Origin of the sequence: Lysinibacillus sp. FSL K6-0232 (genome assembly GCF_038008325.1) — a bacterium.
Lineage (GTDB): Bacteria > Bacillota > Bacilli > Bacillales_A > Planococcaceae > Lysinibacillus.
The window spans coordinates 1,692,463-1,716,137 of the sequence record NZ_JBBOYW010000001.1 but is presented as its reverse complement, the minus strand read 5'-3'; the positions used below and the strand labels follow the sequence as shown (position 1 = coordinate 1,716,137).

The 23,675-nt window shown below is 35.3% G+C and carries 28 protein-coding genes and 2 pseudogenes; 6 read left to right on the top strand and 24 right to left on the bottom strand.

Going from position 1 to position 23,675, the window contains the following annotated elements; genetic code table 11:
- Positions 1–25: 25 nt before the first annotated feature.
- Positions 26–1,174, bottom strand: coding sequence for an N-acetylglucosamine-6-phosphate deacetylase (gene nagA, locus MHB42_RS08285; protein WP_340805459.1), 1,149 nt, complete (start codon positions 1,172–1,174; stop codon positions 26–28).
- A gap of 100 nt (positions 1,175–1,274) precedes the next feature.
- Between nagA and MHB42_RS08280 the strand changes: the two are divergent.
- Positions 1,275–2,033 (top strand): annotated as a pseudogene (locus tag MHB42_RS08280) (IS3 family transposase); the annotation flags it as partial.
- Positions 2,034–2,169: 136 nt separating this feature from the next.
- Here MHB42_RS08280 and MHB42_RS08275 read toward each other — a convergent pair.
- From MHB42_RS08275 to MHB42_RS08220, 12 genes and pseudogenes are all read right to left on the bottom strand, one after another.
- Positions 2,170–2,367: a DUF4177 domain-containing protein gene (locus MHB42_RS08275; protein WP_340805458.1), complete on the bottom strand. Its 198-nt coding sequence runs from the start codon at positions 2,365–2,367 to the stop codon at positions 2,170–2,172.
- A 116-nt stretch (positions 2,368–2,483) separates the two neighbouring features.
- Entirely contained in the window at positions 2,484–4,091 is a 1,608-nt protein-coding gene (locus MHB42_RS08270) for an ABC transporter ATP-binding protein (RefSeq protein WP_340805457.1), read from the bottom strand.
- Between the two features lie 2 nt (positions 4,092–4,093).
- On the bottom strand, positions 4,094–4,498 hold the full coding sequence (locus MHB42_RS08265) for a hypothetical protein (protein WP_340805456.1): 405 nt from the start codon (positions 4,496–4,498) through the stop codon (positions 4,094–4,096).
- A 12-nt stretch (positions 4,499–4,510) separates the two neighbouring features.
- Positions 4,511–5,143, bottom strand: a complete 633-nt coding sequence (locus MHB42_RS08260) for a CPBP family intramembrane glutamic endopeptidase (protein ID WP_340805455.1) — start codon at positions 5,141–5,143, stop codon at positions 4,511–4,513.
- Entirely contained in the window at positions 5,144–5,929 is a 786-nt protein-coding gene (locus MHB42_RS08255; RefSeq protein WP_340805454.1) for a hypothetical protein, read from the bottom strand. It lies immediately after the preceding gene.
- Between the two features lie 3 nt (positions 5,930–5,932).
- Complete coding sequence (locus MHB42_RS08250) at positions 5,933–6,799, bottom strand: ABC transporter ATP-binding protein (protein ID WP_340805453.1); 867 nt, start codon at positions 6,797–6,799, stop codon at positions 5,933–5,935.
- Between the two features lie 337 nt (positions 6,800–7,136).
- Positions 7,137–8,381 (bottom strand): radical SAM/SPASM domain-containing protein, encoded by a 1,245-nt coding sequence (locus MHB42_RS08245; protein WP_340805452.1) that lies wholly within the window; start codon positions 8,379–8,381, stop codon positions 7,137–7,139.
- A 321-nt stretch (positions 8,382–8,702) separates the two neighbouring features.
- The gene (locus tag MHB42_RS08240; protein ID WP_340805451.1) at positions 8,703–9,776 is read right to left on the bottom strand and encodes a transposase; all 1,074 of its coding nucleotides are present in this window, start codon (positions 9,774–9,776) and stop codon (positions 8,703–8,705) included.
- A 36-nt stretch (positions 9,777–9,812) separates the two neighbouring features.
- A protein-coding gene (locus MHB42_RS08235) for an IS630 family transposase (protein ID WP_340808510.1) occupies positions 9,813–10,876 on the bottom strand; the annotation gives its coding sequence in 2 pieces (ribosomal slippage) (positions 9,813–10,352 and positions 10,355–10,876; 1,062 coding nt in all).
- A 246-nt stretch (positions 10,877–11,122) separates the two neighbouring features.
- Positions 11,123–11,338, bottom strand: a complete 216-nt coding sequence (locus MHB42_RS08230) for a helix-turn-helix domain-containing protein (RefSeq protein ID WP_340805450.1) — start codon at positions 11,336–11,338, stop codon at positions 11,123–11,125.
- Between the two features lie 12 nt (positions 11,339–11,350).
- A complete protein-coding gene (locus MHB42_RS08225) occupies positions 11,351–11,989 on the bottom strand; it encodes a DUF2975 domain-containing protein (protein WP_340805449.1) in 639 nt (212 codons plus the stop codon).
- 283 nt (positions 11,990–12,272) lie between these two features.
- Positions 12,273–13,397, bottom strand: a pseudogene (locus MHB42_RS08220) (IS4 family transposase).
- 359 nt (positions 13,398–13,756) lie between these two features.
- Between MHB42_RS08220 and MHB42_RS08215 the strand changes: the two are divergent.
- Both MHB42_RS08215 and MHB42_RS08210 read left to right on the top strand, forming a co-directional pair.
- Positions 13,757–14,841 (top strand): IS3 family transposase gene (locus MHB42_RS08215; protein ID WP_340805448.1). Its coding sequence is split into 2 segments (ribosomal slippage): positions 13,757–13,958 and positions 13,958–14,841, totalling 1,086 coding nucleotides; the frame shifts between segments, so codons are not numbered across the junction.
- Between the two features lie 229 nt (positions 14,842–15,070).
- Positions 15,071–15,301: a hypothetical protein gene (locus MHB42_RS08210; RefSeq protein ID WP_340805447.1), complete on the top strand. Its 231-nt coding sequence runs from the start codon at positions 15,071–15,073 to the stop codon at positions 15,299–15,301.
- A gap of 115 nt (positions 15,302–15,416) precedes the next feature.
- On the opposite strand, the gene MHB42_RS08205 is transcribed toward MHB42_RS08210, so the two are convergent.
- The 7 genes from MHB42_RS08205 to arsR all read right to left on the bottom strand — a co-directional run bounded on the left by MHB42_RS08205 (position 15,417) and on the right by arsR (position 19,572).
- The gene (locus MHB42_RS08205; RefSeq protein ID WP_340805446.1) at positions 15,417–15,893 is read right to left on the bottom strand and encodes a hypothetical protein; all 477 of its coding nucleotides are present in this window, start codon (positions 15,891–15,893) and stop codon (positions 15,417–15,419) included.
- A 123-nt stretch (positions 15,894–16,016) separates the two neighbouring features.
- Positions 16,017–16,394, bottom strand: a complete 378-nt coding sequence (locus MHB42_RS08200; RefSeq protein WP_340805445.1) for a DUF4879 domain-containing protein — start codon at positions 16,392–16,394, stop codon at positions 16,017–16,019.
- A gap of 2 nt (positions 16,395–16,396) precedes the next feature.
- Positions 16,397–17,026, bottom strand: coding sequence for a hypothetical protein (locus MHB42_RS08195; RefSeq protein ID WP_340805444.1), 630 nt, complete (start codon positions 17,024–17,026; stop codon positions 16,397–16,399).
- Positions 17,027–17,053: 27 nt separating this feature from the next.
- The gene (locus MHB42_RS08190; protein ID WP_340805443.1) at positions 17,054–17,215 is read right to left on the bottom strand and encodes a hypothetical protein; all 162 of its coding nucleotides are present in this window, start codon (positions 17,213–17,215) and stop codon (positions 17,054–17,056) included.
- A 272-nt stretch (positions 17,216–17,487) separates the two neighbouring features.
- Positions 17,488–18,783 (bottom strand): arsenic transporter, encoded by a 1,296-nt coding sequence (locus MHB42_RS08185; protein WP_340805442.1) that lies wholly within the window; start codon positions 18,781–18,783, stop codon positions 17,488–17,490.
- A 14-nt stretch (positions 18,784–18,797) separates the two neighbouring features.
- Positions 18,798–19,199 carry an ArsI/CadI family heavy metal resistance metalloenzyme gene (locus tag MHB42_RS08180; protein WP_340805441.1) on the bottom strand — a complete coding sequence of 134 codons (402 nt, stop codon included), beginning with the start codon at positions 19,197–19,199 and terminating at the stop codon, positions 18,798–18,800.
- A gap of 58 nt (positions 19,200–19,257) precedes the next feature.
- Positions 19,258–19,572, bottom strand: a complete 315-nt coding sequence (arsR, locus tag MHB42_RS08175) for an arsenical resistance operon transcriptional regulator ArsR (RefSeq protein ID WP_402895498.1) — start codon at positions 19,570–19,572, stop codon at positions 19,258–19,260.
- A 283-nt stretch (positions 19,573–19,855) separates the two neighbouring features.
- On the opposite strand from arsR, the gene chrA reads away from it, so the two are divergent.
- The 3 genes from chrA (at position 19,856) to MHB42_RS08160 (ending at position 21,954) form a co-directional block, all read left to right on the top strand.
- Positions 19,856–21,049 (top strand): chromate efflux transporter, encoded by a 1,194-nt coding sequence (gene chrA, locus MHB42_RS08170; RefSeq protein ID WP_340805440.1) that lies wholly within the window; start codon positions 19,856–19,858, stop codon positions 21,047–21,049.
- A gap of 74 nt (positions 21,050–21,123) precedes the next feature.
- Complete coding sequence (locus MHB42_RS08165) at positions 21,124–21,510, top strand: DUF4830 domain-containing protein (protein ID WP_340805439.1); 387 nt, start codon at positions 21,124–21,126, stop codon at positions 21,508–21,510.
- A gap of 21 nt (positions 21,511–21,531) precedes the next feature.
- Positions 21,532–21,954 (top strand): hypothetical protein, encoded by a 423-nt coding sequence (locus MHB42_RS08160; protein ID WP_340805438.1) that lies wholly within the window; start codon positions 21,532–21,534, stop codon positions 21,952–21,954.
- A gap of 64 nt (positions 21,955–22,018) precedes the next feature.
- Here MHB42_RS08160 and MHB42_RS08155 read toward each other — a convergent pair whose 3' ends face one another.
- The 4 genes from MHB42_RS08155 to MHB42_RS08140 all read right to left on the bottom strand — a co-directional run bounded on the left by MHB42_RS08155 (position 22,019) and on the right by MHB42_RS08140 (position 23,673).
- Positions 22,019–22,396: a hypothetical protein gene (locus MHB42_RS08155; RefSeq protein WP_340805437.1), complete on the bottom strand. Its 378-nt coding sequence runs from the start codon at positions 22,394–22,396 to the stop codon at positions 22,019–22,021.
- Positions 22,397–22,419: 23 nt separating this feature from the next.
- Complete coding sequence (locus MHB42_RS08150; protein ID WP_340805436.1) at positions 22,420–22,647, bottom strand: hypothetical protein; 228 nt, start codon at positions 22,645–22,647, stop codon at positions 22,420–22,422.
- 20 nt (positions 22,648–22,667) lie between these two features.
- Positions 22,668–23,081 (bottom strand): hypothetical protein, encoded by a 414-nt coding sequence (locus MHB42_RS08145; RefSeq protein ID WP_340805435.1) that lies wholly within the window; start codon positions 23,079–23,081, stop codon positions 22,668–22,670.
- A gap of 115 nt (positions 23,082–23,196) precedes the next feature.
- A complete protein-coding gene (locus MHB42_RS08140) occupies positions 23,197–23,673 on the bottom strand; it encodes a hypothetical protein (protein WP_340805434.1) in 477 nt (158 codons plus the stop codon).
- Between the last annotated feature and the right edge of the window lie 2 nt (positions 23,674–23,675).

Below are 23,675 nucleotides of genomic sequence, written 5' to 3'. Positions count from 1 at the left end.
CCCCCTCTAACAATAAATGCGCTGTTTAAATTGCGCTATACATAATGTGCCCAGCCTTAATGGTATGCTGCAAGCTACAATGCTGATCCATTATCACCGCATCCGCATCATAGCCCTCTACAAGCTGCCCCTTAGCTGCTAGCTGTAATTGCTGGGCAGCATTAAAGCTCGACATTTTCACAAGCTCCTCCCATGTACAATTTGTGACTTGCTGCATATTGCACACAGCCTGATTCATTGTCAAAATACTGCCAGCTAATGCACCATTGGCTAAATGCGCCCCTGTTGCTGTTACATGCACCACTTGACCACCTAAATCATAGTCACCATAGGGCATCCCTTTGGCACGCATGCCATCCGTAATTAAAATAATGCCATCTGCACCCTTTAAACGATAGGCCATCTCTACTGCCCCCTGATGTGCATGAATAAAGTCAACAATCAGCTCCGCTTTAAGTGCATCGAGCAGTAGTACACCCCCAACAACACCTGGATCACGATGATGGAATGGACGCATCTGATTGTATAAATGGGTTCCCTGTGTTGCACCTAATCGAACAGCTTCCTTCATTTGCTCAAATGTTGCATCCGCATGACCAATCGACACAACCACACCACTTGCCGCAATAGCTTGCACCGCTGCCATACCATTTGGCTCCTCAGGCGCTATAGTAATTTGCTTAATTTTTTGCCCGCTTAGCGCCTGCCACTTCTGAAATACTTCCATATCTGGTTGCACCATATACTCAAGAGGCTGTGCACCTGCACGCTTCTTCGATACAAAGGGTCCTTCAATATGAATACCAAGCAGCTCCGCCTCATCTGGCTGTGATTGAAACTGTGCAATCACAGCCAGGGCACGCTCAATCCTGTCATAGCTTTGTGTGATCGTTGTGGCTAAAAAGCTTGTTGTGCCCTCTTTTAACAATGATTGTGCCATCAGGTGCAGCCCCTTATCAGAGGCATCCATTGTATCCATTTGAGCAGAGCCATGAATATGCATATCAATAAAACCTGGCAATAAAAATTTTCCTGAGCCATCTAGCTGTTGTGTAGTATGTGCGTCAATATGCTGTGCAATTTGTGCAATTTTGCCATCCTTCATCCATACATCCATTTGCTCAGCACGATGAGTTGCATTGACGACTGTGATATTTCGAATTAATAAACTCAAGAAAAACCTCTCCTATTCTTGAACAACTTATTTTTTCACTGACACAATATTTGTCGAGCCTGCTCGTTGATAGCCTGCTTTTTCAAGGATAATGTCCTGTTATTATGAAGCAAAAGAAAGAGTATCGGAGGATCCCGTTACCTCTGATGTAATCGATATTTTTCACGCAAGCCGTCAGAACTATGGAACACGTAAAATCAAAGTAGAATTAAAAAAGCGCGGTCATATTGTTTCCAGGCGAAGAATTGGGCGCATCATGCAGGAGCAGGGTCTCGTTTCTTCATACACAATCGCTCAATTTAAACCACATACAAAATCCTGTAATGAATCAGAACAAACAAATGAACTAAATCGTGCATTCGCACAGGAACAAGAAATGACCACAATCGTTAGCGATTTAACGTACGTAAGAGTCAATCAAAAATGGAACTACGTATGTGTCTTTGTCGATCTCTTTAATCGGGAAATCGTCGGTTTTAGTACAGGGCCAAATAAAGATGCATTACTCGTTTATCGTGCGTTAGCTTCTATCAAAGTCGATCTTAATAAGATACAGCTTTTTCATACGGATCGTGGAAATGAGTTTAAAAATAATTTGATTGATGATGCTTTAAAGACTTTTAATATCCAACGATCCTTAAGTATGAAGGGCTGCCCGTATGATAATGCAGTAGCTGAAGCAACATTCAAAATCATCAAAACAGAGTTTGTGAAGGGCAGACATTTTAGTAGTTTAGAAGAATTAACAAGGGAGTTAAAGGACTATGTTCACTGGTTTAATAGCATAAGAATTCATGGAACCCTTGGATATGAAAGCCCAATTGAGTACAAACATAGACACCTTAAAAAAATTGTCTAGTTTAGTGTTGACATACCAGTACTCCATTTGCAAAACAAAAACCATCGTTAGACATAACACTTTGAACTATGATAGCTATACTTGTTACATCAAAAAACCGTTTACCTTATTAGCAAACGGATGTTTTTATCTATACTTAATTTTTTTCACGTTGAAAAATAAGGTCAATATATTTTGCTCCTCCATAAAAGGAAAATGGAGGAGCGAATAGTTGCACTATTTCCCATCCTTCTTTTACATTCTCGTTTATAATCTCTATATAGTCTTCTTGAGGTTTCGTATAAAATCCTGGTAGGCCTTTTAGTTTAATCCGCTCAAATTTATACTCTTTCATAATGTCTACCCTCCCTCTATAAATGTTGATGTATCAATGGCTCCTATCTTAAAAACTAAATACTCGATTTAAATAATCGGGATTATTAAATAATCAACATAGAATTATGATTAATATCATTCACTACCTATATAAGTTGAATCATAGATTTCGACTTCTCCATCTTTCAACTTAATGATTACATCAAATGCAGACGAGATCAATTCTTCATCATGGGTAACCATAATGCAAATACAATCCTTTAGTGTACTTATCACTTTGTGAAGTACCTTAACATTTTCCTTATCTAGAGCTGAGCTCGGTTCATCTAACAGTATTACTTGGGGATTATCTAAAATTGCTCTTGCAATAGCCACCTTTTGACGTTGTCCTCCCGATAAATACTCTCCATTATAACCAACGTCTGTTTTAAGTCTTTCCTCAAGCTGGTCAAATTTTAAATGCTTTAGTAAGGATTTTATATCCGTATCGTTATCTTGAAACAACTGAATATTATTCAATAATGTATCTTTAAATAAAAAGTTATTTTGGTCAACGTAACCTACTGATAAATAAGGGCCTTTCTGTTGTACATCATTAACCAATAATTCTCCAGAATATTTTTCGATTAATCCAGCTATAATTTTTAATAATGTAGATTTACCTGACCCATTTTCTCCAACTAAAACATATGATTTCCCTTTTTCAAAACAAAGGTTCAATTCTTTGAATAATGGTTTCTCATTATTACTATAGTAATAGGAAACATTTCGTAACTTTATAGTAGAAATCTCTTCATTTTCAAGATGCATATATTGAGCTACCGGTAGATCTGAAATGAATTGCATTTGCTTTCTAATAGGTTTAGTAGAATTAACTTTATTAAACTCTTGCGCTATGCTAATAGCCGGTTCAACAACATACATTATTAATTGAATGAATGCAATGAGTGCTCCGATTGTAAGTAATTTTTGGCTTACTAAGTACCCTCCAAACAAGAAAATAACTAACATCATTACTATCGTTATACTTCCAAACAATACATTAGCTAAAATAATCATATTTTGTAGCTTCATATTTTTAATTTCTAAGCTTTTTACTACTTTATCTCCTCTAGAACTAAAAATATCTGCTTTTCTATACACTCTTATTATAGGAAAGCCCGCTATCATCTCCTGAATGATGTTGACATATTGTTCATTTGCAGAAATATGATCCTCTTTCAATCTGATAATACGTTTAGAAAACAATACTGGTAATATACTCACTAATCCTATAATAAAGACAAGGGCTAATGTCAAAATAGGCTGTAATATGATTAAAGTTACAATAGAACAGCCTAATAAAAGCCCTTTATTTATTATGCTAAAAATAGACGAGTAGTAGTTTGTCTCTAATTGATTAAGATTTGAAAAATATAAGGTGTTATATTCTTCTGTGTTGTACTTTTTAAATTCATCATATGAAGTGCTAATCATTGCTCGATGTAGTGTACTTCTCAAATTGATCATACAATTTGCAATATAGATATTCCCCATAACTCCTGCAAAATATTGCAATACCATTTGTCCAATGCCCAGCAATAAACACACTCCAAATAACGGAAACAACTTTTCGATTTTTAATTCAACTAAACTGTCTGTAATATACATTAACGCAATTGGGAATAATACAGATACAGAAGCAGCAAAAAACTGTAATATTAAAACAAAAATAAATTGGGGATTCCATCGAATCATTTTCATATTTAAGTCCTACTTAATCTAAACTTTAACTGACCGAAAACATAGTGCAGAATAAAACTGCCCATTAGAATTAATAATAACGATCCAAAAATCGAGTTACTAGCTGTAACCTCTAAATTACCTGATTGATACTTCATACTTCTTTCTAAAATCCCATCTATACGCGGCTGAATAACTACAGTAGTAGCAATACTGAATAAAAGATTTGGTAATGCGAATAAAATAAAACTTATATATGGTTTCTTTTCTGGCAAGTTAACAAACAGTAAAAGAATAACACTTATTATCATTGGGAAAAAAATAAGTATTAATAACTGGATTACATCTATTTCTTCCATTAATAAAAATATTACGAAAAATGAAATTTGAACGATCACCGTCAAGAAGTAAAGAATTTTATTTTTCATTTAATATCCCCCCTAAATAAAAATCATGTTATAAGAGAAGTGGAATAATATAGTATACAGTAGATTTCGAGTTCGGACATATATAATCCCCATTACTAAAGCACCCGGCAATCTATAAAGTAAATTATCTATAAATGGCTCATTAATATGAGTTAAAAATGCAAAAAACAAACTGCTCAACAAAATAATAAACCAAGGCCTGTTAGAAATTTTATACAATAAATAACACACTGCCCCTCTTGCCCAAAATTCTTCTGTAAATGCTACTATAGCCATTTGAATACTGTTAACTACAAGAAATGAGACTGTGTGGCCAGTATAAAACAGGTAGACTTCTAGTAAAATTAAATACACAATTCCTATTATTGCTGTTTTTATATTTAGCGCTCTAATACCAAAATCACCAATAGTTAGATCATATTTCTTTTTCATGTAAATATAAGGAAGTATACAGAAGCCAGACGCCATACTTAAGAAAACTACGAAAATACTAAATGCTCTAGAATCGACATTGGGAAATGAGAAATATAAGATCAATCCCAAAAGTGGTACTAAGAGAAGAGGTAAAAAGAGAACAAATAGAATGTCGATAACTATATTAGATTTGTCTTTAGAGGTGGTTATATGGCCACTATATGAGTTCATTTACAAGTCCCTCCTTGTAAAAAGATATATCCCAATTCTATTGCTAGTAATAATCATTACTAGTATAAGAACTACATATGTTAAAAAGAATTTAGTAAGTTCGTAATTACTTGTAAAATTCATATCAATTAATTCACCTAGATAGTAATCAAATGATATATATTTAAACACCGGGAAATTAGCCATAAATGTAAGTACTATGAATATTAAACAAAATATGATTGTGGCTGTATTAGATTTTAAGATTGTGCTTAACATCATACTAAACGAAATAACAAGTAAATACAGAAATGCTATACCTAACCCAACATATAATAAATTTAAAAATTCATCAGCTCTTATAAATTGCTTTGTTGCAATATCTTCTCTATGTACTACGAAAGAGTAATATAGTATTAAAGAGATAATCGAATAAAATATAATTACAGAAATAACTGCACTGTACATACTTACAAGCTTTGCACGATATATTTTTGCTCTATTTGGTATACGTTGTGTATATAGCAGAATACTACGGTTCTCTATTTCTCCTCCCAATGATTTTGTTGCAAATAAAGCAGCAATTAAAAAGTAAATGAATAACATTTTACCAAATATGAGCATATTTATTACAAAGCTTCCTGCATATTCTTTTTCATCACTATTAAAAACTATAATTGAGGATTCGAAATATGCCCCTAAACTGTATAGTAAAGGGATTCCTATCATAGTTACAAATGCTATAAGTTCTCTTCTTTTTATCAATTTTTTCCATTCTATTTTGTAGACTGTATTAAAGTTCACCATAATTTACTCCCCTTTGAACAGTTCCATTAAGGAAGATTCATTTACTTTAATATCAACTATAGGTATCCCTTGTTGAACAATTTGAGTAATTACTTCATTTAATTGCTCTTTTTCTTTTATAACTATACAATTTTCATCTGAACGCTGATAATTTTCACTTTCAAAGACTTTGGAACGTTCGTCAATTTCCACAATATATCTTTTATTATCATCAAAGACATCATCAAAAACTTTTACACCATTTTCGATATAGATAATTCGATCACAAACATCTTTAACTTCGCTTAAGTTGTGATCTGAGAATATAATTGCTTTGCCTTCTTTCTTTGCTAAATCAACTATCAAATTTTTCACTAAATTTCGCCCTATAACGTCTAACCCCACTAAGGGCTCATCTAAAATTAAAACTCTTTTATCACGTAACAATGCTTGTGCTAGCCCCAGTCTTTGCCTCATTCCAAATGAAAAACTTTTTACATAATCCTGTTTACGATTTAATAAACCAACAAGATTTAGAACTCTTTCAATTTCTACTTTAATTTCTTTTTTATTACTTAAACCCTCAGCAATCAATAATAGTTCTAAATTTTGATAGGCATTTAAATAGTCTACAAAGGAACTTTCTATTAAAACACCAAATTCTGAAATTTCATTTTTGTTCTCCATCAGGTTTTTTCCTTTATAATGAATTTCACCTGAAGTTAAATGTATATTATTTGTTAAACAATTCATTAATGTAGTTTTTCCCGAACCATTTTTACCAATTAAGCCCACGACTTCTCCACCTCTAATTTCTGTAGAGAAATTATCTAAGGCTTTTGTAGTAGATGATTTATATATCTTTGTGACATTATCAAATTGCAATAACATAATCATCACCTCACAATATTGAATAGGTAGCTTTTATAGCATGTAAAAGCTACCTATTAGAAAATTACCAATCTTTGACATAACTTACACAAACAACAAACCCAACAGAAACACAGTTTGGTTTTACTTCAGCTTTTTTAGTCGCGAATAACATATGTAAATCCACCTCCTTTCAAGTGAAATTTCTAAAGTTCATTGAGCTATAGTTCCTCAATTTACCAGTCTTTACCATAACTTACACAAACAAAGTATCCCACACTAACGCAGTTTGGTTTTGCTTCAGCTTTTTTAGTCGCGAATAACATATGAAATTCATCTCCTTTCAAGGTTCTATAGTTTACTGAGTTATAGTTTCTTTCAATCGTTTCACTGTCCCTCGATAAAAAGTTTTAATGAAAGGACAATACGAATCTCTATCGGTTAATGTTTTATTATATAACCAGCTTCTCCCCCTACATCCACCCCCACATAAGTAGCGATACGAACAATCCTTGCAGCCATTAACCTCTTCAACAGTCAAGAAATTAAATACGTTTTCTTCAGATTTTAATATGCTGCCTAATTCATCTTGTAAAATATTTCCCATTCGAAGTTCATTATCATGTAGCATATGGCAAGGATAAATCGATCCATCAGCGGCAATACTGACCATCTCTTTTCCTACTTCACAATTACCTCGGCAAGTTAAACAGACTTCGCCAGTTGGCATATCCATAATTGGAACATCTTCATCAAACGTTAGAACCTTTTTAGAAAAATCAACAAGTGATTTATTATCAAAAATGTAATCCTTGAACTCTTCATTATTTGGATCAACTGTAAAAATACTAAATGAAAGTCGAACTCCTAAATCATTTGCGAAATTAATATACTCTTGCGCATATTCCAAGTTCCTTTTATGAATAGTTGCAATTAAATTGAGTGATACTAGAGGTTTTAAATATTCAATATTTGAAACAATTCGCTTCATAATTCCTGTATCCCTAATAAATTGAGTTTCTTCATTATAGCCATCTATTGATATATTTAAGATATCAATATATTGGAGTGCATTTAAATGGCGCTCATAAAGCATAGTTCCGTTTGTAATAACACTTAAAGACTTTATGTTTGCCACTTCTTTTGCATAGCGGCAAATGTCAGCAATATCTTTCCTAATAAAGGGTTCTCCACCGGAAAACACAAGTTCTTCTACTCCATTTTTCGTTAACTCATCTAGTATTCTGCATATACTTTCAAATGGTAAAACATCTTGTGTATTACGATTCTCAACATATGAATAACAGCCAATACAATTTAAATTACAGCGATCTGTTAAATGTAAGTAAGCAGCCTTTAATTTACTGTCATTACTAGCTCCTTCAAAAAACCCTAAGTCCTTCATACATTCTAAAATCTGTACTGTCTTTTCATTTAAATCTTCTTCTGTTAGTGACTGATCATTCATTAACTTTTGAACTAATTCATCCCCATCATCATCAAGCCCTATAATTGACCCATTTGCCGTGTTGCCAATCATTTTAATCCCTTCGATTTCAAACATCCTAACATTCTTATCAAAACAAAAGTTATTCTTTAACATATACACACCCTCATTTTCGGAATATTTGTTTTTCTTTAAAACTAATATACACCTTCTATTTAATTACAATCAATATTTTTTTAACGAAAAACATTAATTTTTTATTCATTTTCATAAATTATTCAAAAATTCCGATTTTCAATAAGTTTTTTGTTTTGAATAATGGTCAATCAAATAAATATCCTTTATTTAGAAACTTATCAAAATACAACCTTCTCAACAGCGTAATTTTTATGTTTCACTTGTGAGTGCGAAAAATGAATAAGGTTCTTCTTAAGACAGCACAAAAAAATGGGGCTGGGACAAAACCCATTCCCAAATTTAAGAAGAGGCTGGGACATAAATAGTTCTAGTCCATACAAAAAATCGAAATCGCATCAGGTGATTTCGATTTTTTGATGTGTGGGTGGAAAAATTGGCAGAAAATTTCCTCTTCCTCCCATACTTTCGTAGATTCACGGCCATCAAAGCGAAGCCAATTTCGTTTTCTACCTTCGATTGGCCAAGAACCGAAAAGTGAGTAAAACCTAAATTAGCCTTCAGACATCCAAAAACTGGTTCTATATCTACTTTTCGTTGACGGTAGAGAGTCCCTGCTTTGGCATAGCTATTTCGTTTGCCGAAAATCGCAAAATCCTGTTCATATTTCTGTTTGCGTGTGATCCACTCGTTTACTTGTTTCCATTGTTGTTTTGGCGTTTTCCGTTCGCTGCGCAGCTGCTTTCGCTCTTGGGCCTCTTCGGATTGCTCGATTCTTTCTGTATAGTCGGCTACGACTTCTTCTAATTTTTCTGCCACTTGTTTTAATTCAGTGATGGACAGCTGCGTTTCCACTTCTTGTTCGATGGCTGGTATAATTTGTTGTTGCAGTAATTCCTCATACAGCTGGTTTGATTTTTCCACCAAACTCGCTTCATATTTTTCAATTGAACGTTTCCACACAAAGGTGAACTTGTTCGCATTTGCTTCGATTTTCGTGCCGTCAATAAAAATGGCTTCTTGCGCAATCAGGTCTTCCTTCACCAATTGACAACGGAATTGCACGAAACATTGACGAAGCAGCTCCTTTGTCAATGGGTGAACACGGAAACGATTGATGGTACGATAACTTGGTTGATAGCCTTGTGCCAGCCACATCATACGTAGGCTATCTTTTGTGAGGTCCTCGATTCGACGACCGGAGAAAGCCGATTGGGTATAACCACATAAAATGAGCTTTAACATCATACGTGGATGATACGCTGGACAGCCAGTTTGTTGAAGAAAAGGAGCGAAAGCTTCTGAGGGGATACTTTCCACTAATTGATGAATAGAGAAGGCGATATCATTTTCTTGTAATTTTATTTCGACATCCAGCGGTAAAACAAGTTGATTCATGTTATAATCTTTAAACATAAGGATCCTTCTTTCTATATATACGGTGAAAGAAAATTAGAGTTTCAAGCACAGCCTATTCACCGTATTTTCAGGTGTTTGATTAATCATTTGGATAAAGCCTTGGACAGCACGTTGAATCTTTCCGACATTTGAGTAAAAGACATTGTGGATCACCGTTGTCTTCATCCATTTCCACAGTCCTTCGATTAAATTTAAATTGGGACTGTACGGCGGAAGGAACAGAAATTCAAAGAAATCTTGATACTTTTCTAAAAATGGTTGAATCAATTTCGCATGGTGTATGCGCGCATTGTCTAATACCATCACGATGCGTTCATTCGGATAACGAGCGATGACTTTTTCTAAAAAACTTAGGAATTCAACAGCGGTATATTGTTCTTCTTGCACGCAAAATACATCGCCCGTTTCGTAATCCAATGTACCAATTAGCTTAACCCCTTGATGTCGGCCATATGTTGGAATGATTTTTTGTTGACCTTTAAGAAACCACGTGTTGGAAATCGCTTGGTAATCACGGATCATTGACTCGTCTTCAAATAAAATACGATCAATTTGACCATGAATTAGTTTTTTTTCGCCTGTTCAAATTTTTCAAGGAAAACTGCTTGTTTGAGGGGGTCTGCTTTTTCCAATGTATACGTTGGTTTCGTATAACTTAAACCAAGACGGTACAATAAATCACGTGTCCCACGTACAGAAAAAGACACACCAAATGTTCGCTCAATCCAATCGCGAAGAAGAGGCGCTGTCCAGTTCATTTCAACGGGAAAACCAGCATCTTTAGGCGTTTGGTTGACAATTGTCGCGACGACTCGTGCTTCTTGTTCAGCCGTTAAATGACGCTTTCGACCAGGTTGTTTTTTACGTCCAAGTCCAGCGATCCCTTTTTCACAATAAGCTTTGCGATAATTGAACAGCGTCGCTAAAGAAAGACCTGTATAGTCGACAATTTTTTCATACGATTCGCCGGAAAGTAACATATAAATCACTTGGTAGCGAACGAACATTTTATGATTGTTTTCTTCTTTCATGACAAGCTTTAATTCTTCTAAAGCAGCAGGAATTTGTTCTTCAGGAATTAGGACAATTTTACGCATCATTTTTCTCCGTTTCATATCTATTAAGAATAGTATACAGGAAAACGAAGAAAAAGAGTGTAAGTCTAAAAGTTAATCACCTTATATATAGATTGATTTTGTGTGGTAACTTAATTTTATCAGAAGAGGTCCTTATTTTTAATCCGAAAATAAAAGCCGGTGAAATTTTACAATCAGTAAAATTTCACCGGCTTTTAAATTTGGGAATGGGTTTTGTCCCAGCCCCATTTTAGAAAATATATTTTTTTATTCATTGGTATCATCAGCATACTCTAAAATATCCCCTGGCTGACATTGCAAAACTTTACAAATTGCATTTAAAGTAGAAAAACGTATTGCCTTTACCTTCCCCGTTTTTAAATTAGATAAATTGACAATCGAAATATCTACTGCTTCTGCAAGCTCACTTAATTGCATTTTTCTATCAGCCAATACACGGTCCAACCTTACTATAATCGCCAATCTCTTCACTTCCTATGCTGTTGCATCATACTCTTCTTGTAAAAAAGATCCATATCTAAATATCCTACCTATTGTCCAAACTATAAAACTACAAAGTAGTATACTCCAATTTATATCAAAAAATCTAAGAGAAACTGATTGAATCCATTCAATATTTTGTAATTCATTATTATTTAAAAACATATGTAATACAGTTGAAATTAAGTATGCATGAACCGTATTACTTAAAAAACTTAAAACCAATAAACTATATGCTACCAACTCTATTCTTTTACTATTTCTAACAGTAAATATATCCCCAGCAATTACTGCTTTAATAAACTTTTTTAATAAAACAAGAATTGACATAATAACCAAGGTAAAGATCGTCGAGAGTATTATTAATAAGATAGTTTCACTTTTATCATAAACAAAATTACTTACAATATCTTTATTTAAAAGAATCGTTATTCCATTAAAATTAAAAGAAATGTCAATGTTAGAATGTAAAACTAGTTCACTAATCTTATCACCAGAGACTGTTAAAGCTACAATTAATACACCCAAGAGTAATAAAATTAATGAAGATATGATTACTATTGTAGATATTAATAATACATTTAATATTCTCAGAACAATTTTAATATTCCGAATAGCTAACGATTGATCCATAAATACTTAACACCCCTCATTTATATAGTCCTTTTCTAATTATTGTAGTATAAATTATTATAGCCTCCCTTCTAAAGATTACTTCTTAAACAACTCTAACTTCAAACTTTAAGTTTGAGTTTAGTATATATTATAAATCACTAGCGTTGCATAAATTTTAATTGAATTTTCTGTTTTTTTATTTTTCCGTTTGAGAAGAAAAACAAAGACACTTGAACAGCGGTAGTAATCATCCATTTTTTTACTATAACTTTTGGCGAATGCGACAGAAATGGTCAAGCCTTTATGGTACTACTTTTCCGGCGATTTTTCGAATCCATAAGTGAGCGGATTTCCACGGTGCTGCTTGGAGTAAACGACTGATTTGTCAGTACGTTTTTGAGCTGTTTGTGTTCAGCTGTGCTAGCACATGCAGACAATAGACAATCAGCGCGATGTACACTTGGTTGTGCACACCTTGCTCACGCTGCGCGTAGAACTTTTTGATGTTCAAGTGCTGCTTTAACCATTTGAAAAACAGCTCGATGGCCCAGCGTGATTTGTACAATTCCGCGATTTCGTCAGCGCTGAGGTCGAACCGATTGGTGATGAGTTGCAGTTCGTTTCCTCTTGAATCCAACACTTGGATGCGACGAAAGACATTTTCTGCTCGATTTTGTGTGCTGCCAATTAAAATCATCTCATCCGATGAGACAAGTGAATCTTTTGAACGTTCAAACCGTTCAACTACACGAATAACAGCGTTTTTCCGCAAGCGAGAGACGAAGAAATAACCATCGTCTGTCATGCGATCAAAGCGTTCGTAATCCAAGTAACCACGGTCAAACACGTACAGGCATTCCTTGTCGTCAACGAGTACTTCTAGCTGGCCTCGATCGTGTTCTTTCGCGTTTGTTAGCACCGCTTTATCTGGGTAGGAACAGCCTTTTTCTAAGAAAACAAAGCGCAAATGAAGCTTGATGCCCGATTTGGTTTTGCGGAATTCAGCCCATTTGTGATGGTTTAAATGAAGTGGCAATGTACTCGAATCCATGATTTTCAGCGGTGTCGAGTCCTTACGACGTTGTTCATACTGCGACTTCTTATGAATTTGCGTGACTAAATCGAGAAACACCTGTTGAAAAACTTCAGTTGGGACTTGATTCAATCGGCGGCCTAGTTGTGAAAAGCTGATAGAATCCAATGCAGTTGCTTGTTGAAGGTCATCTGAAAACAGTGTTTCACTGACCGCACGTAAGCTTTCAATTTCATTTAGCTGCGCAAACAGCAGTAATTTCAAGAAGGAAGTAATGTGTAGCTTCTTGGTATAGGCATTTAATTGATGGATTTCAACCAATTCCGCAAGTTTTGTAGTAGAAATTGGTGAAAGCCATTGTTCAAAGGATGTTTTTCGTGTAAACTTATTCATGTATGTGTCCTTTATTTTGGATTTGGATGGTTACCTACCGCCCAACCAGTATAAAGGATTTTTTTGTGCTTGGCTTATATTACAGAAAATTCAATCTCCTTGAATGTGTTAGATTATTTTAATGCGACGCTAGTGATTATAAATAGATATTTTAAAATGGCTTACCATATTATATAATAAGCACTTCGGAAATTAGCAGTTTAGGTGATACAGTACTCAAAACGATGACCTAGTAGTGGATAGGCTACACTAAGTTAGACAGAATAAATGAGGGGTTGTAAACTTAGACTATTAAATAAAGGGAGCGTGCTTTTATAACACGTCAACGTCGAACATTTACACCTGAATTTAAACTGCAAATGGTGAAGCTTTATGAAAACGGAAAGTCACGTGCAGATATTGTCCGTGAATACGATTTAACTGCGTCAGCCTTAGATAAATGGATCAAAAATCACCAAGCAACCGGTTCTTTCGCTGCAAAGGATAACCGTACAGAAGAAGAAAATGAACTGAATCGCTTACGAAAAGAAAATCAACGCTTACTGATGGAAAACGATATTTTAAAGCAAGCGGCGCTGATCATGGGACGAAAATAAATGTGATTCGTCATAACGCTCACAAGTATTCGGTATCAGCAATGTGTGCCGTCCTCGAGATTAAAAGAAGCACGTATTACTACCATGCAGATTTATCGGGTGAACGTGCGAAAAAAGCAGAAGATGCGGCTCTTTCAAAAGAAATTGCACGTATTTTCAAAGCCAGTCGAAATAACTATGGTACACGCAAAATCAAAAAGGAACTAATGAAATTAGCAGAGCCAAAACAAGTTTCAAGACGCCGAATTGGCCGTTTAATGCGTGAAATCGGCTTGGTTTCAAACTACACAGTAGCGCAATTTAAGCCACATAAATCAAACGGTAATGAAGCACCAGTAAAGAATGAATTACAACGAAAATTCAAACAGGACAAGCAATTAGCTGTCGTTGTTAGTGATTTAACATACGTCCGTGTCGGAAAAAAGTGGCACGATGTATGCTTATTTATTGATCTTTTCAATCGAGAAATCATTGGTCATAGTGTTGGAGAAAACAAAACAGCAGACCTTGTGTATAAAGCATTAGCAAGTATGAAAACGAACCTAAATGAAGTGAACATGTTTCACACCGATCGAGGGAAGGAATTCGATAACAAGCTGATTTCTGAAGCACTTGAAACGTTTGGTATCCAGCGTTCGTTAAGTATGAAGGGTTGCCCTTATGATAACGCCGTGGCCGAAGCGACATTTCAGGTATTTAAAACCGAATTCGCCAACCAAGCCCACTTCTCTTCCCTTCAACAGCTCGCTCTTGAACTGGATGATTATGTTCACTGGTTTAATAACATCCGTATCCATGGAACTTTGGGCTATTTAACGCCGATGGAATTCAAGCTACAGCCCACATAATTTTTGTCTAGTTTAGTGTTGACATTCCAACCATCTCTTATTACCTAAATTCCCTTATTACATAAAACCTATTTGAATGCTGTTTTATATCTACTTGACTTAGATTCAACTTTTTACTTCAAAGTCTAAAAATTTTCATCATAGTTTTGGCATTTTAGAAAAAATTCCGTTGAAGGTTATGAAAGGGGAAATCACCGACACCTTTGCGCTAGTGAAGAGAGGTGAGCGCATGGAATCTATTCGTACCGAGTGGCAAGTGCGTTGTGCATTTAATAGCTTTTGTAAACAAGTATTAAAGCATGAAGCGGTTGATGTTTATCGACAAAAGCGAAAACAACAAGCACAAGAATCAACCTTTTCTGACCTTACACCTCAGGAAGCAAATCAACTTTACACACTAGATAACTATGATGAAGATAAGGACACTCCAGTTTTTAAACTCTTTTCCTTTGCTAACTAAAATAATGACAAAAATAGAGTAGCAAAGTTGGTATCTTCAAAAGTAAAATTTACTTTGAATGACTACTCATTTGCTACTCTTTATTTATATTTATCACCTAAATGAAATGCCTAGCTTACTTTTCTAGCTGCTGCAAAATATTCAGTATTTTTGTTTTCGCAGAATAACCTACTAAATTTCCAAATTGAAGGTCTTTTTGTGCGCGTGCACCAAACTCAGCAATCCAATCCCTTCGACCAAGTTCATCTGCATCCGTTTCATACAGGCTGAAATTAGTAGAAACAGATATTGGTGCATATCTTCCAATATCATTCGCAGCTCTGTCATAATCAAATGTTAAGATCGCTACATCCCTACCAGAAATTGCACCTGCTTTATGGAGTGTACTTGCTATTTCTTTTATTTCATTAAATGTAGCATTTCGTATATTATACGTTTGTGAAAGCTCCTCCCACACATTGTTATTTGTAGTAGAAGGTGTTGTGTCATTTACCTTTTGTATTGAAAATGAAGCTTGCTGTGACGATGTTGTCATACGCTGACTGACAGTGTACCAAGAACCAAGTTGCTGAGCAGTAATTGCGTTTACCATTCTATTTTCACCCTTTCCTATTAATATTTACTTAATATACATTGAATCAAACATTTTATTCCATGGGTAATTCGTAGATGTATTTTCATAATAGAAAGAGCCATCCTCGTAGCCACTAGCATCTCACCAAATATAGTAACCATCTACAATAGTATCATTATTATAATCTATAAATAAGCGTTGTTTTTCTGTTAGTTTACTACCGTTTAATTCTGCTTTTCTTATATGTCCATAACCGATTTCTTCTGTTACGATGTATATTTCAGCTCCACCATGGTCTTGAACAAAAGATAATTGATTTTGGCTAAAATACTCATAAGTAGGGTAATTAGTTGATACTGCTACATAAACTTCTACATAACTGAAAGGTGGGGCAGAAGCATAAGGTATAACACTTATTTTTTTCTGCTGCTCATACTCCTCAGGTGTTATATCAACAAATGGAAACAGGTAGGTATGTTTTATGAGTAAATGCGGAACTGACAATACCAATACTACCATCTCTAAACTTCGTTATTTAGTGCCTGTAATACCCCCTTTGAATACATAAATGACTTGCCATTAATAGTGAAGGGCTTACTTAAATCAAGTCCTACTCCTTCCGCAAACTTCGGAAAATGTTGTGTGAACATTTTATCATTATTGGCATTTGCTACAGCATTTCCATCGGTCATACGAGCAAGCCTCATGAAAACATTCACAAGTTCATTGGCTCCTTGACGTTCAACTTGTGAATAAGAGCGATGTATTTTAAGGGCTTCTCGTTGCTCTGGTGTTACAACATTAGAGTTTGGATTATCCCATATCATAGGACTGAAATTTGAATTAAAACCGCCACCAGTTAAAAGTGTCCCATTCAGAGGTTTTCCATTTACTAAACCTAGATGATAGTACACACCATTCGCAATATCAATGGAATTGGTTTGCTCGTTAACGAGTTTTGTTGGGCTTATCTCTCTACGAATATTGCTATAGGATTGTACTAATTCAGCATAACTTTTACGTGATGCTTCAATTTTACCTTGCTTATAATCTGTTCTCATTTCTTCCAATTGAAAAGGCTTTTGATTTTGATGGACTTGCAAACTAGCAATAGTTCCTAAATTTTTAAACGAAATTGGTTTTATCTCCATAAACTACCACCCTCCTAATTCCTCCTTTTAAGTAAAAATCTCATCAGAGGATTCATTTAGCAAGATTATACCAGATTTTGCACTTGTTGAATTATTATCATCAAAGCCATTTATATCGTAAACAAGCTTAAATTTTTTCTCTGCTACAGATAACTTCGCGTCTAGATAAATATCATGAAGCGTTGCCACCCCATTCTCCGCAGACAACGATATTGCTGTTACATCAAGCTGCTAAACCTAGCCCTACAACTGCTGGCATACTAAGTAATCGTTCCCTTTTCAAATCAAGCCTACCCTCCATTCCATAATTCTTTTGCATAATCATACTATGATATAGTATATATTATATTTTCCAAAATTTAACAAAATACGTATTCAGCCACCTCTATAATAGTCATATATTTACAGAAAAAGAAATTATCTAATCATCGACGTCCAATTTAGCAATCGCTATATTCTGATTACTTCATTAATAATGTAAGATATAGTCCTGTTAGTGTTATAAATAAGATTGGAATGGTTAAAAGAATCCCTATTTTGAAATAAGTACCCCATGAGATTTTCACGCCTTTTTGTGACAGTACATGCAGCCACACTAATGTTGCTAATGACCCAATCGGTGTAATTTTGGGTCCTAAATCAGAGCCAATCACATTGGCATAAATTAACGCTTCACGTAACGTACCACTTGTAGAAGTTTCGGCAATAGCTAATGCATCAATCATAACAGTTGGCATATTATTCATAATGGATGATAGGAAAGCGGCAATAAACCCCATACCGATTGTTGCGATAAATAAGCCTTGTTCAGCGGTTGCTTGAATGATCATAGCTAATGATTCTGTAAGCCAAGCATTTCCTAAACCATATACGACAACGTACATACCGATAGAGAAGAAAACCACTGCCCAAGGTGCTCCTTTAAGAACGTTCTTTGTATGTACAGCGGAACTTCTATGAGCCATTACTAAAAAGAAAATAGCAATACTCCCAGCAATAATGGAAACAGGTATTTTCGTAAATTCGCTCGAAAAATAGCCGAGCATTAACAGCCCTAAAATAAGCCATGACAGACGAAACATCATCCTATCCCTTATCGCTTCTGTCGGTTTTCTTAGCTTCGATAAATCATATCTTTTAGGGATATTTCCTCTAAAATAAAGAAACAAGACAGTGATAGTCGCTATAATGGAAAAAAGATTTGGCAGTACCATTCTAAAAGCATATTCTGCAAAGCCAATCTGAAAGAAATCTGCTGATACAATATTGACTAAGTTACTAACAACAAATGGAAGCGAAGTTGTATCTGCGATAAAGCCACTTGCCATAATAAATGGGAAAATCATTTTTTCACTAAATTGTAAATTGCGCACCATTGCCAGTACAATTGGTGTTAGGATCAATGCTGCACCATCATTTGCAAATAAAGCAGCCACAATCGCTCCTAACAAACTAATATAAACAAACATTTTAATCCCGTTGCCATTCGCAATTTTTGCCATATGAAGAGCTGCCCACTCAAACAAGCCAATCTCATCTAAAATTAAAGAGATAAGAATAATGGCGACAAAAGAAAGCGTAGCGTTCCATGTAATGCCAATAACATCCGCTACATCGCTAAAGCCTACTACACCTAGTAAGAGCGCAACAATCGCTCCACCACAGGCACTCCAACCAATATTTAACCCCTTTGGTTGCCAAATGACTAAAATAAGTGTTATTAAAAATAGTGCTGTTGCCAATATTGCTGTAATCACTAAATTACCCCCATTTAGCAACAACAAGCAGCTTCTATTTTATGTGTGTCACAATCTGCTTTTGTAAAGAAAAATTCCCACTCATTCCCGTCTGGGTCTGTTAGCCAAAATTTATCTTGAACAGCATAGCAACATGTTGTATCCATTTCATCTTGTGTAAAGAACCCTTCTTTTTCAAGCCGTGCTTTATGGAAGCGTATTTCTTCGCCTGTTTCAACTTGGAAGCCAAAATGGTTGACTTGATTCCCCTTCACTTCATTACGAACATTTAAGGTAAAGTTAAGCCCTGGCTTTTCTAATAAAAATTTCACATAGTCCTCTTCTACCTTCACAGGCTCTACGCCAAATACCTTTTGATAAAATGCCATTGATTTCTCTAAATTTGTCACATTAACGCCAATATGAACATACTTCATACGTTATGCCTCCAATAATTTTATTTAATCAAAAAAATTCGATTTATAGGTTAAAAAATTAGCAACAAGAGCCTTTTCCAGTTTTTCTAAAGACACAACAAAGTTCTTCGGATAGTAAATTATTTACTTCTACATCATTTAAGTCGTAATAGCTCCATGTACCTTTCGTTTCTTTTGTAATCAAGTTCGCATCTAATAAAATTTTAAGATGATACGAAAGCTTCGATTGGCTCATCTCAAAAGTTTCTGTTAAATCACATACACAGGTCTGCCCTTGTTGGCAAAGTGCATACAGTATTTCCAAACGTTTTTGGTCAGCTAGTGCCTTAAATTGCTTTTCATATTGTTCAAATTGCTTCTTAATAGCATCCATATACAACTTTCCTTTCATCAATTTTTTTTGATATATAGAGTATATACACTATAATAAAATAATTGCAGCTATTAAATCAACTTTTTTTGATTTATAAAAATTCTTTCATGTAACTAGTGGGAAGCTACAAAAATATTAAGCATATGTAAAGTTTCTTATTGTAGTGTAGGTTAATGGTATTAAAGATGTTATATTCACAATATCGCAAGCAACTATGAAAGCTATTTCATGCAGAGGCTTTCTATTCCACCCTACATTCAAGGTTGATCTAAAGGAGCTAATAATGAAAAAAACTAATCCAACTAGAGGCTTCCATCTACTATTAGAAATATTACTTGTTTCAGCACGGCTTGGGCTTACCTCTTTTGGTGGACCAACTGCGCATTTAGGCTATTTTCATGAAGAATATGTACGAAGACGAAAATGGCTGGATGAAAAAAGCTATGCGGATTTAGTAGCTTTAGCACAGTTTTTACCAGGCCCAGCAAGTAGTCAAGTCGGCATCGGTATTGGCATTATGCGAGGCGGTATAGTAGGCGGCATACTAGCCTTTCTTGGTTTTACCTTACCTTCTGCTCTAGCACTTATCCTTTTTGCCTCTGTTCTCACAGGGGCTAGCATTGACCATGCTGGCTGGATACATGGGCTTAAAATTGTAGCAGTTGTAGTAGTGGCGCACGCTATCATCGGTATGGCAAAAAATTTAACGCCTGATGTAACTCGAAAAAACATTGCTTTATTTGCGCTCCTCTGTACGCTTTTATGGCAAACGGCTTATACGCAAGTAGCTGTGATCTTAAGTGCTGCGCTTTTCGGGTTTCTTCTATATAAACAGCATCCTAAAACGGAAGAAGCTAATTCGCAATTCCCTATTTCTAAACGTGCTTCAGTGATATGTCTTCTGCTGTTTTTTGGCTTATTTTTGCTGTTACCGATTATGAAGAGCATAACTGGATCGTACTGGGTTGCTTTATTTAATAGCTTTTATCAAGCTGGCTCTTTCGTTTTTGGTGGTGGGCATGTCGTGTTACCTTTATTAGAGCAGGAGCTTGTGCCAACTGGCTGGATAAGCGAAGAAGCATTTTTAGCAGGCTATGGCGTGACACAGGCAATGCCGGGTCCTCTATTTACTTTCGCTTCTTATTTAGGAACTGCTATGAACGGCTGGCAAGGAGGGTTAATCGCAACAGCTGCCATATTCTTACCCGCCTTTCTCCTGATTGTCGGCACTTTACCGCTTTGGGACTATTTACGCAATAACCGTAGCATTCATGGAGCGGTAATGGGGGTAAATGCGGCAGTTGTAGGTATATTAATCTCTGTCTTTTATCATCCTATTTGGACAAGTTCAATAGCAGCGCCTCTGGATTTTGCATTAGCCGTCATTTTGTTTAGTATGCTTGTCTATTGGAAACTACCACCATGGGTTATCGTGCTTACTGGAGCTATAGGTGGCTCACTATTATCTTTATTTTAATCATAGTTATCGATTACTATTTGTCTAACGTCTTCCAATTTATTATAATGAAAGCAACTTAAATAGGAGGGATCATGATAAGAAATTTCATACTTCTTGTAAGCTGTCTTTTGCTACTAGCTGCCTGCTCCTCTCAAAATATCGACAAGGAACATCTTGCATATATAGAAAATTTAGGATGGACGATTCAATCATTTGGCTCAACTGAGCAGGTAACACTGGCATTAGCATCTGAAACGATCGCCAGCTACAAAGACGCTACGATTAACTTTATGGAAGCGTATATTGGAAAAGAGGTAACAGTCACAAGCTATACACTAAAAGAGAAAGATCCTGAAAACGATCATCTCATTGTATATATCTATGAGTATCAAGGAGAAATAATTGGCGCTGTCGGAAAAATACCGAATGCAACACCAGGTATATTTAACCCTGCCAATAAAGAAGAGCTAGCAATATAGATTTTTAAAAAGGGTGTTGGCATGAAAAAACTGGTATTATCCACCTTACTTATTACTTTTTTACATGGCTGTAATGGCTCTATCAGTAATCCAGAAGGGAAAGTAATTGTGGCTGGAGAACAGTATGTTATGATACCACATGAGCTTGAGTGGAGCGAAGATAACATTGAAATAAAAGACTTAGGTTCTCCTGATATAGACACATTAGCAGATGAATTTCCAACATTAGAAGTAGAAAAAGGAGAAAGCTTAAAGTTTGATATTGATCAAAATCCTCTGTCTATTACGGTGATTCAATGGAATGAGGATGGTTCAAGTGATATTGTTGAAATGGACGACAATCAAATCACTGCCCCAACTAACGAAGGCTATTATATTTATGAACTCAAAGCAACGTGGGATAAAGGAAAAGAATCTTTTATTTTTGATGTTGATGTCAGATAAACTGCCAATAGTTATTATCGAAGCTAGGGCTGACCAAAAAGTATGCTCCTTTTGGTCAGCTCCATTAAAATGAAGGAACTTTAATAAGCACATAGCGTGATGTCCACATTTCCTTACTAACAATTAAACGCTCACCATCTTTTTCAAAGAAAAGACCGCTACCTTCCTTCTCCTTCAATGCCCATCCATTACGGCTCAGCAATTGCTGGATTGTTTCATCTACTTCTAACATGCCCTTTTCAGGATTCTTTGTAATATACCAAGTCACATCATTATCAGTTCCGATTGCTACAAGCTTTTGATCGGATGTTTTTAGTTTTTGAAGCGCCTCCTTTGGCGTTAGAGCATCTATTGGCAGTGCAGGATAGTACCATTTATTAACAAACCCCAAGGCTAGAACACCTGCTATAAGAATGATTAGCACTCCTCCAACTTTTTTCAACTACATCCACTCCATTTTTTAAGTTATGCTATTGCTCTCTTTTCGAAAAACCAAAAAGCTATGGTGAGCATAAATAAGAACATCGGTATAAAACTAATAGCTTGCCAAGCATTCGTAGCACCCCAAAAATAAGCTGCAACAGGTATAGATGTAATTGTACTCATAAGCATAAACATCCATGAGTGTTTCACAATGGCTAAAACAATGGAAAAAATGGCAATAACAAAAGATATGCTCCAAAGTAATAGCATACACAGCCTCCTCTCACCAGCTATTTAAAAGACTCAAAAAGTTCCATAAACGCAGGAAAAGCTTGATTGTTAAATGCATAATAGAAGGAATCTGTATAAAAAATCCCTCTTTCAGCTGAAATATAATACTTTAACCCAAAGGTTTCGCTTGAACCATCCTTATAGATTACTTCAAGTTCAAATAAAGGTCCTTCATCTGTATGATTCCTTGTGGATACACTGGCATTGTGCATCGCTTCCTGAATAATAGTTATGTCAGCAGTATCATCAATTGTACGTCTTCCTAGCTCTCTTTTCATTCCTTTACCCATCACAATGACCTTGTCAATCTCTGCTGTAAACTGAAATTTTTCTGTTGGCTGTTCTTCTTCACTACAGCTAATAAGAAACAGAGAAAAAGATAGCAATATAATCACAAGTGGAGTTCTTGTCATAATAAGCTCCTATACGCTATATTTATCATCAAATTAGACGCATCTATTGTTAAAATGTTGCAAATTCCACTTATTTTAAAAAGCTACCCCCGCTATTCTTTACACCTACCTGTCATTACTTTTCTAACTGTTGCAAAATAGTTAGTATTTTCGTTTTCGCAGAATAACCTACTAAATTTCCAAATTGAAGGTCTTTTTGTGCACGTGCACCAAACTCAGCAATCCAATCCCTTCGACCAAGTTCATCTGCATCCGTTTCATACATATTAAAATTAGCTGAAACATGTATAGGAGCATGTTGTTTAATATAATTAGTAGCCCTTTCATAATCGAATGTTAAGGTTACCACTTCCTTAAGCGTAATTTCGCCAGCTTTATAAAGCCTTGCTGCTACTTCCTTCACCTCATTAAATGTAGCATTTCGTATATTATACGTTTGTGAAAGCTCCTCCCACACATTGTTATTTGTAGCAGCAGGTGTTGTGTCATTGACCTCCTGTATTGAAAATGAAGCTTGCTGTGACGGTGTTGCCATACGCTGACTGGCAGTGTACCAAGAACCAAGTTGCTGAGCAGTAATTGCGTTTACCATTC

Excerpts from the sequence above, each read along its gene's own strand:
- MHB42_RS08165 (WP_340805439.1), top strand. The coding sequence starts at position 21,124 with ATGATAAGAAATTTCATACTTCTTGTAAGCTGTCTTTTGCTACTAGCT.
- MHB42_RS08150 (WP_340805436.1), bottom strand. The coding sequence starts at position 22,647 with ATGCTATTACTTTGGAGCATATCTTTTGTTATTGCCATTTTTTCCATT.
- MHB42_RS08240 (WP_340805451.1), bottom strand. The coding sequence starts at position 9,776 with ATGTTTAAAGATTATAACATGAATCAACTTGTTTTACCGCTGGATGTC.
- MHB42_RS08140 (WP_340805434.1), bottom strand. The coding sequence starts at position 23,673 with ATGGTAAACGCAATTACTGCTCAGCAACTTGGTTCTTGGTACACTGCC.
- MHB42_RS08145 (WP_340805435.1), bottom strand. The coding sequence starts at position 23,081 with ATGACAAGAACTCCACTTGTGATTATATTGCTATCTTTTTCTCTGTTT.
- MHB42_RS08275 (WP_340805458.1), bottom strand. The coding sequence starts at position 2,367 with ATGAAAGAGTATAAATTTGAGCGGATTAAACTAAAAGGCCTACCAGGA.
- MHB42_RS08255 (WP_340805454.1), bottom strand. The coding sequence starts at position 5,929 with ATGGTGAACTTTAATACAGTCTACAAAATAGAATGGAAAAAATTGATA.
- MHB42_RS08195 (WP_340805444.1), bottom strand. The coding sequence starts at position 17,026 with ATGGAGATAAAACCAATTTCGTTTAAAAATTTAGGAACTATTGCTAGT.
- MHB42_RS08205 (WP_340805446.1), bottom strand. The coding sequence starts at position 15,893 with ATGGTAAACGCAATTACTGCTCAGCAACTTGGTTCTTGGTACACTGTC.
- MHB42_RS08225 (WP_340805449.1), bottom strand. The coding sequence starts at position 11,989 with ATGGATCAATCGTTAGCTATTCGGAATATTAAAATTGTTCTGAGAATA.
- chrA (WP_340805440.1), top strand. The coding sequence starts at position 19,856 with ATGAAAAAAACTAATCCAACTAGAGGCTTCCATCTACTATTAGAAATA.
- arsR (WP_402895498.1), bottom strand. The coding sequence starts at position 19,572 with ATGGATGCTATTAAGAAGCAATTTGAACAATATGAAAAGCAATTTAAG.
- MHB42_RS08260 (WP_340805455.1), bottom strand. The coding sequence starts at position 5,143 with ATGAACTCATATAGTGGCCATATAACCACCTCTAAAGACAAATCTAAT.
- MHB42_RS08270 (WP_340805457.1), bottom strand. The coding sequence starts at position 4,091 with ATGAAAATGATTCGATGGAATCCCCAATTTATTTTTGTTTTAATATTA.
- MHB42_RS08160 (WP_340805438.1), top strand. The coding sequence starts at position 21,532 with ATGAAAAAACTGGTATTATCCACCTTACTTATTACTTTTTTACATGGC.
- MHB42_RS08180 (WP_340805441.1), bottom strand. The coding sequence starts at position 19,199 with ATGAAGTATGTTCATATTGGCGTTAATGTGACAAATTTAGAGAAATCA.
- MHB42_RS08245 (WP_340805452.1), bottom strand. The coding sequence starts at position 8,381 with ATGTTAAAGAATAACTTTTGTTTTGATAAGAATGTTAGGATGTTTGAA.
- MHB42_RS08210 (WP_340805447.1), top strand. The coding sequence starts at position 15,071 with ATGGAATCTATTCGTACCGAGTGGCAAGTGCGTTGTGCATTTAATAGC.
- MHB42_RS08265 (WP_340805456.1), bottom strand. The coding sequence starts at position 4,498 with ATGAAAAATAAAATTCTTTACTTCTTGACGGTGATCGTTCAAATTTCA.
- MHB42_RS08250 (WP_340805453.1), bottom strand. The coding sequence starts at position 6,799 with ATGTTATTGCAATTTGATAATGTCACAAAGATATATAAATCATCTACT.
- MHB42_RS08200 (WP_340805445.1), bottom strand. The coding sequence starts at position 16,394 with ATGGTAGTATTGGTATTGTCAGTTCCGCATTTACTCATAAAACATACC.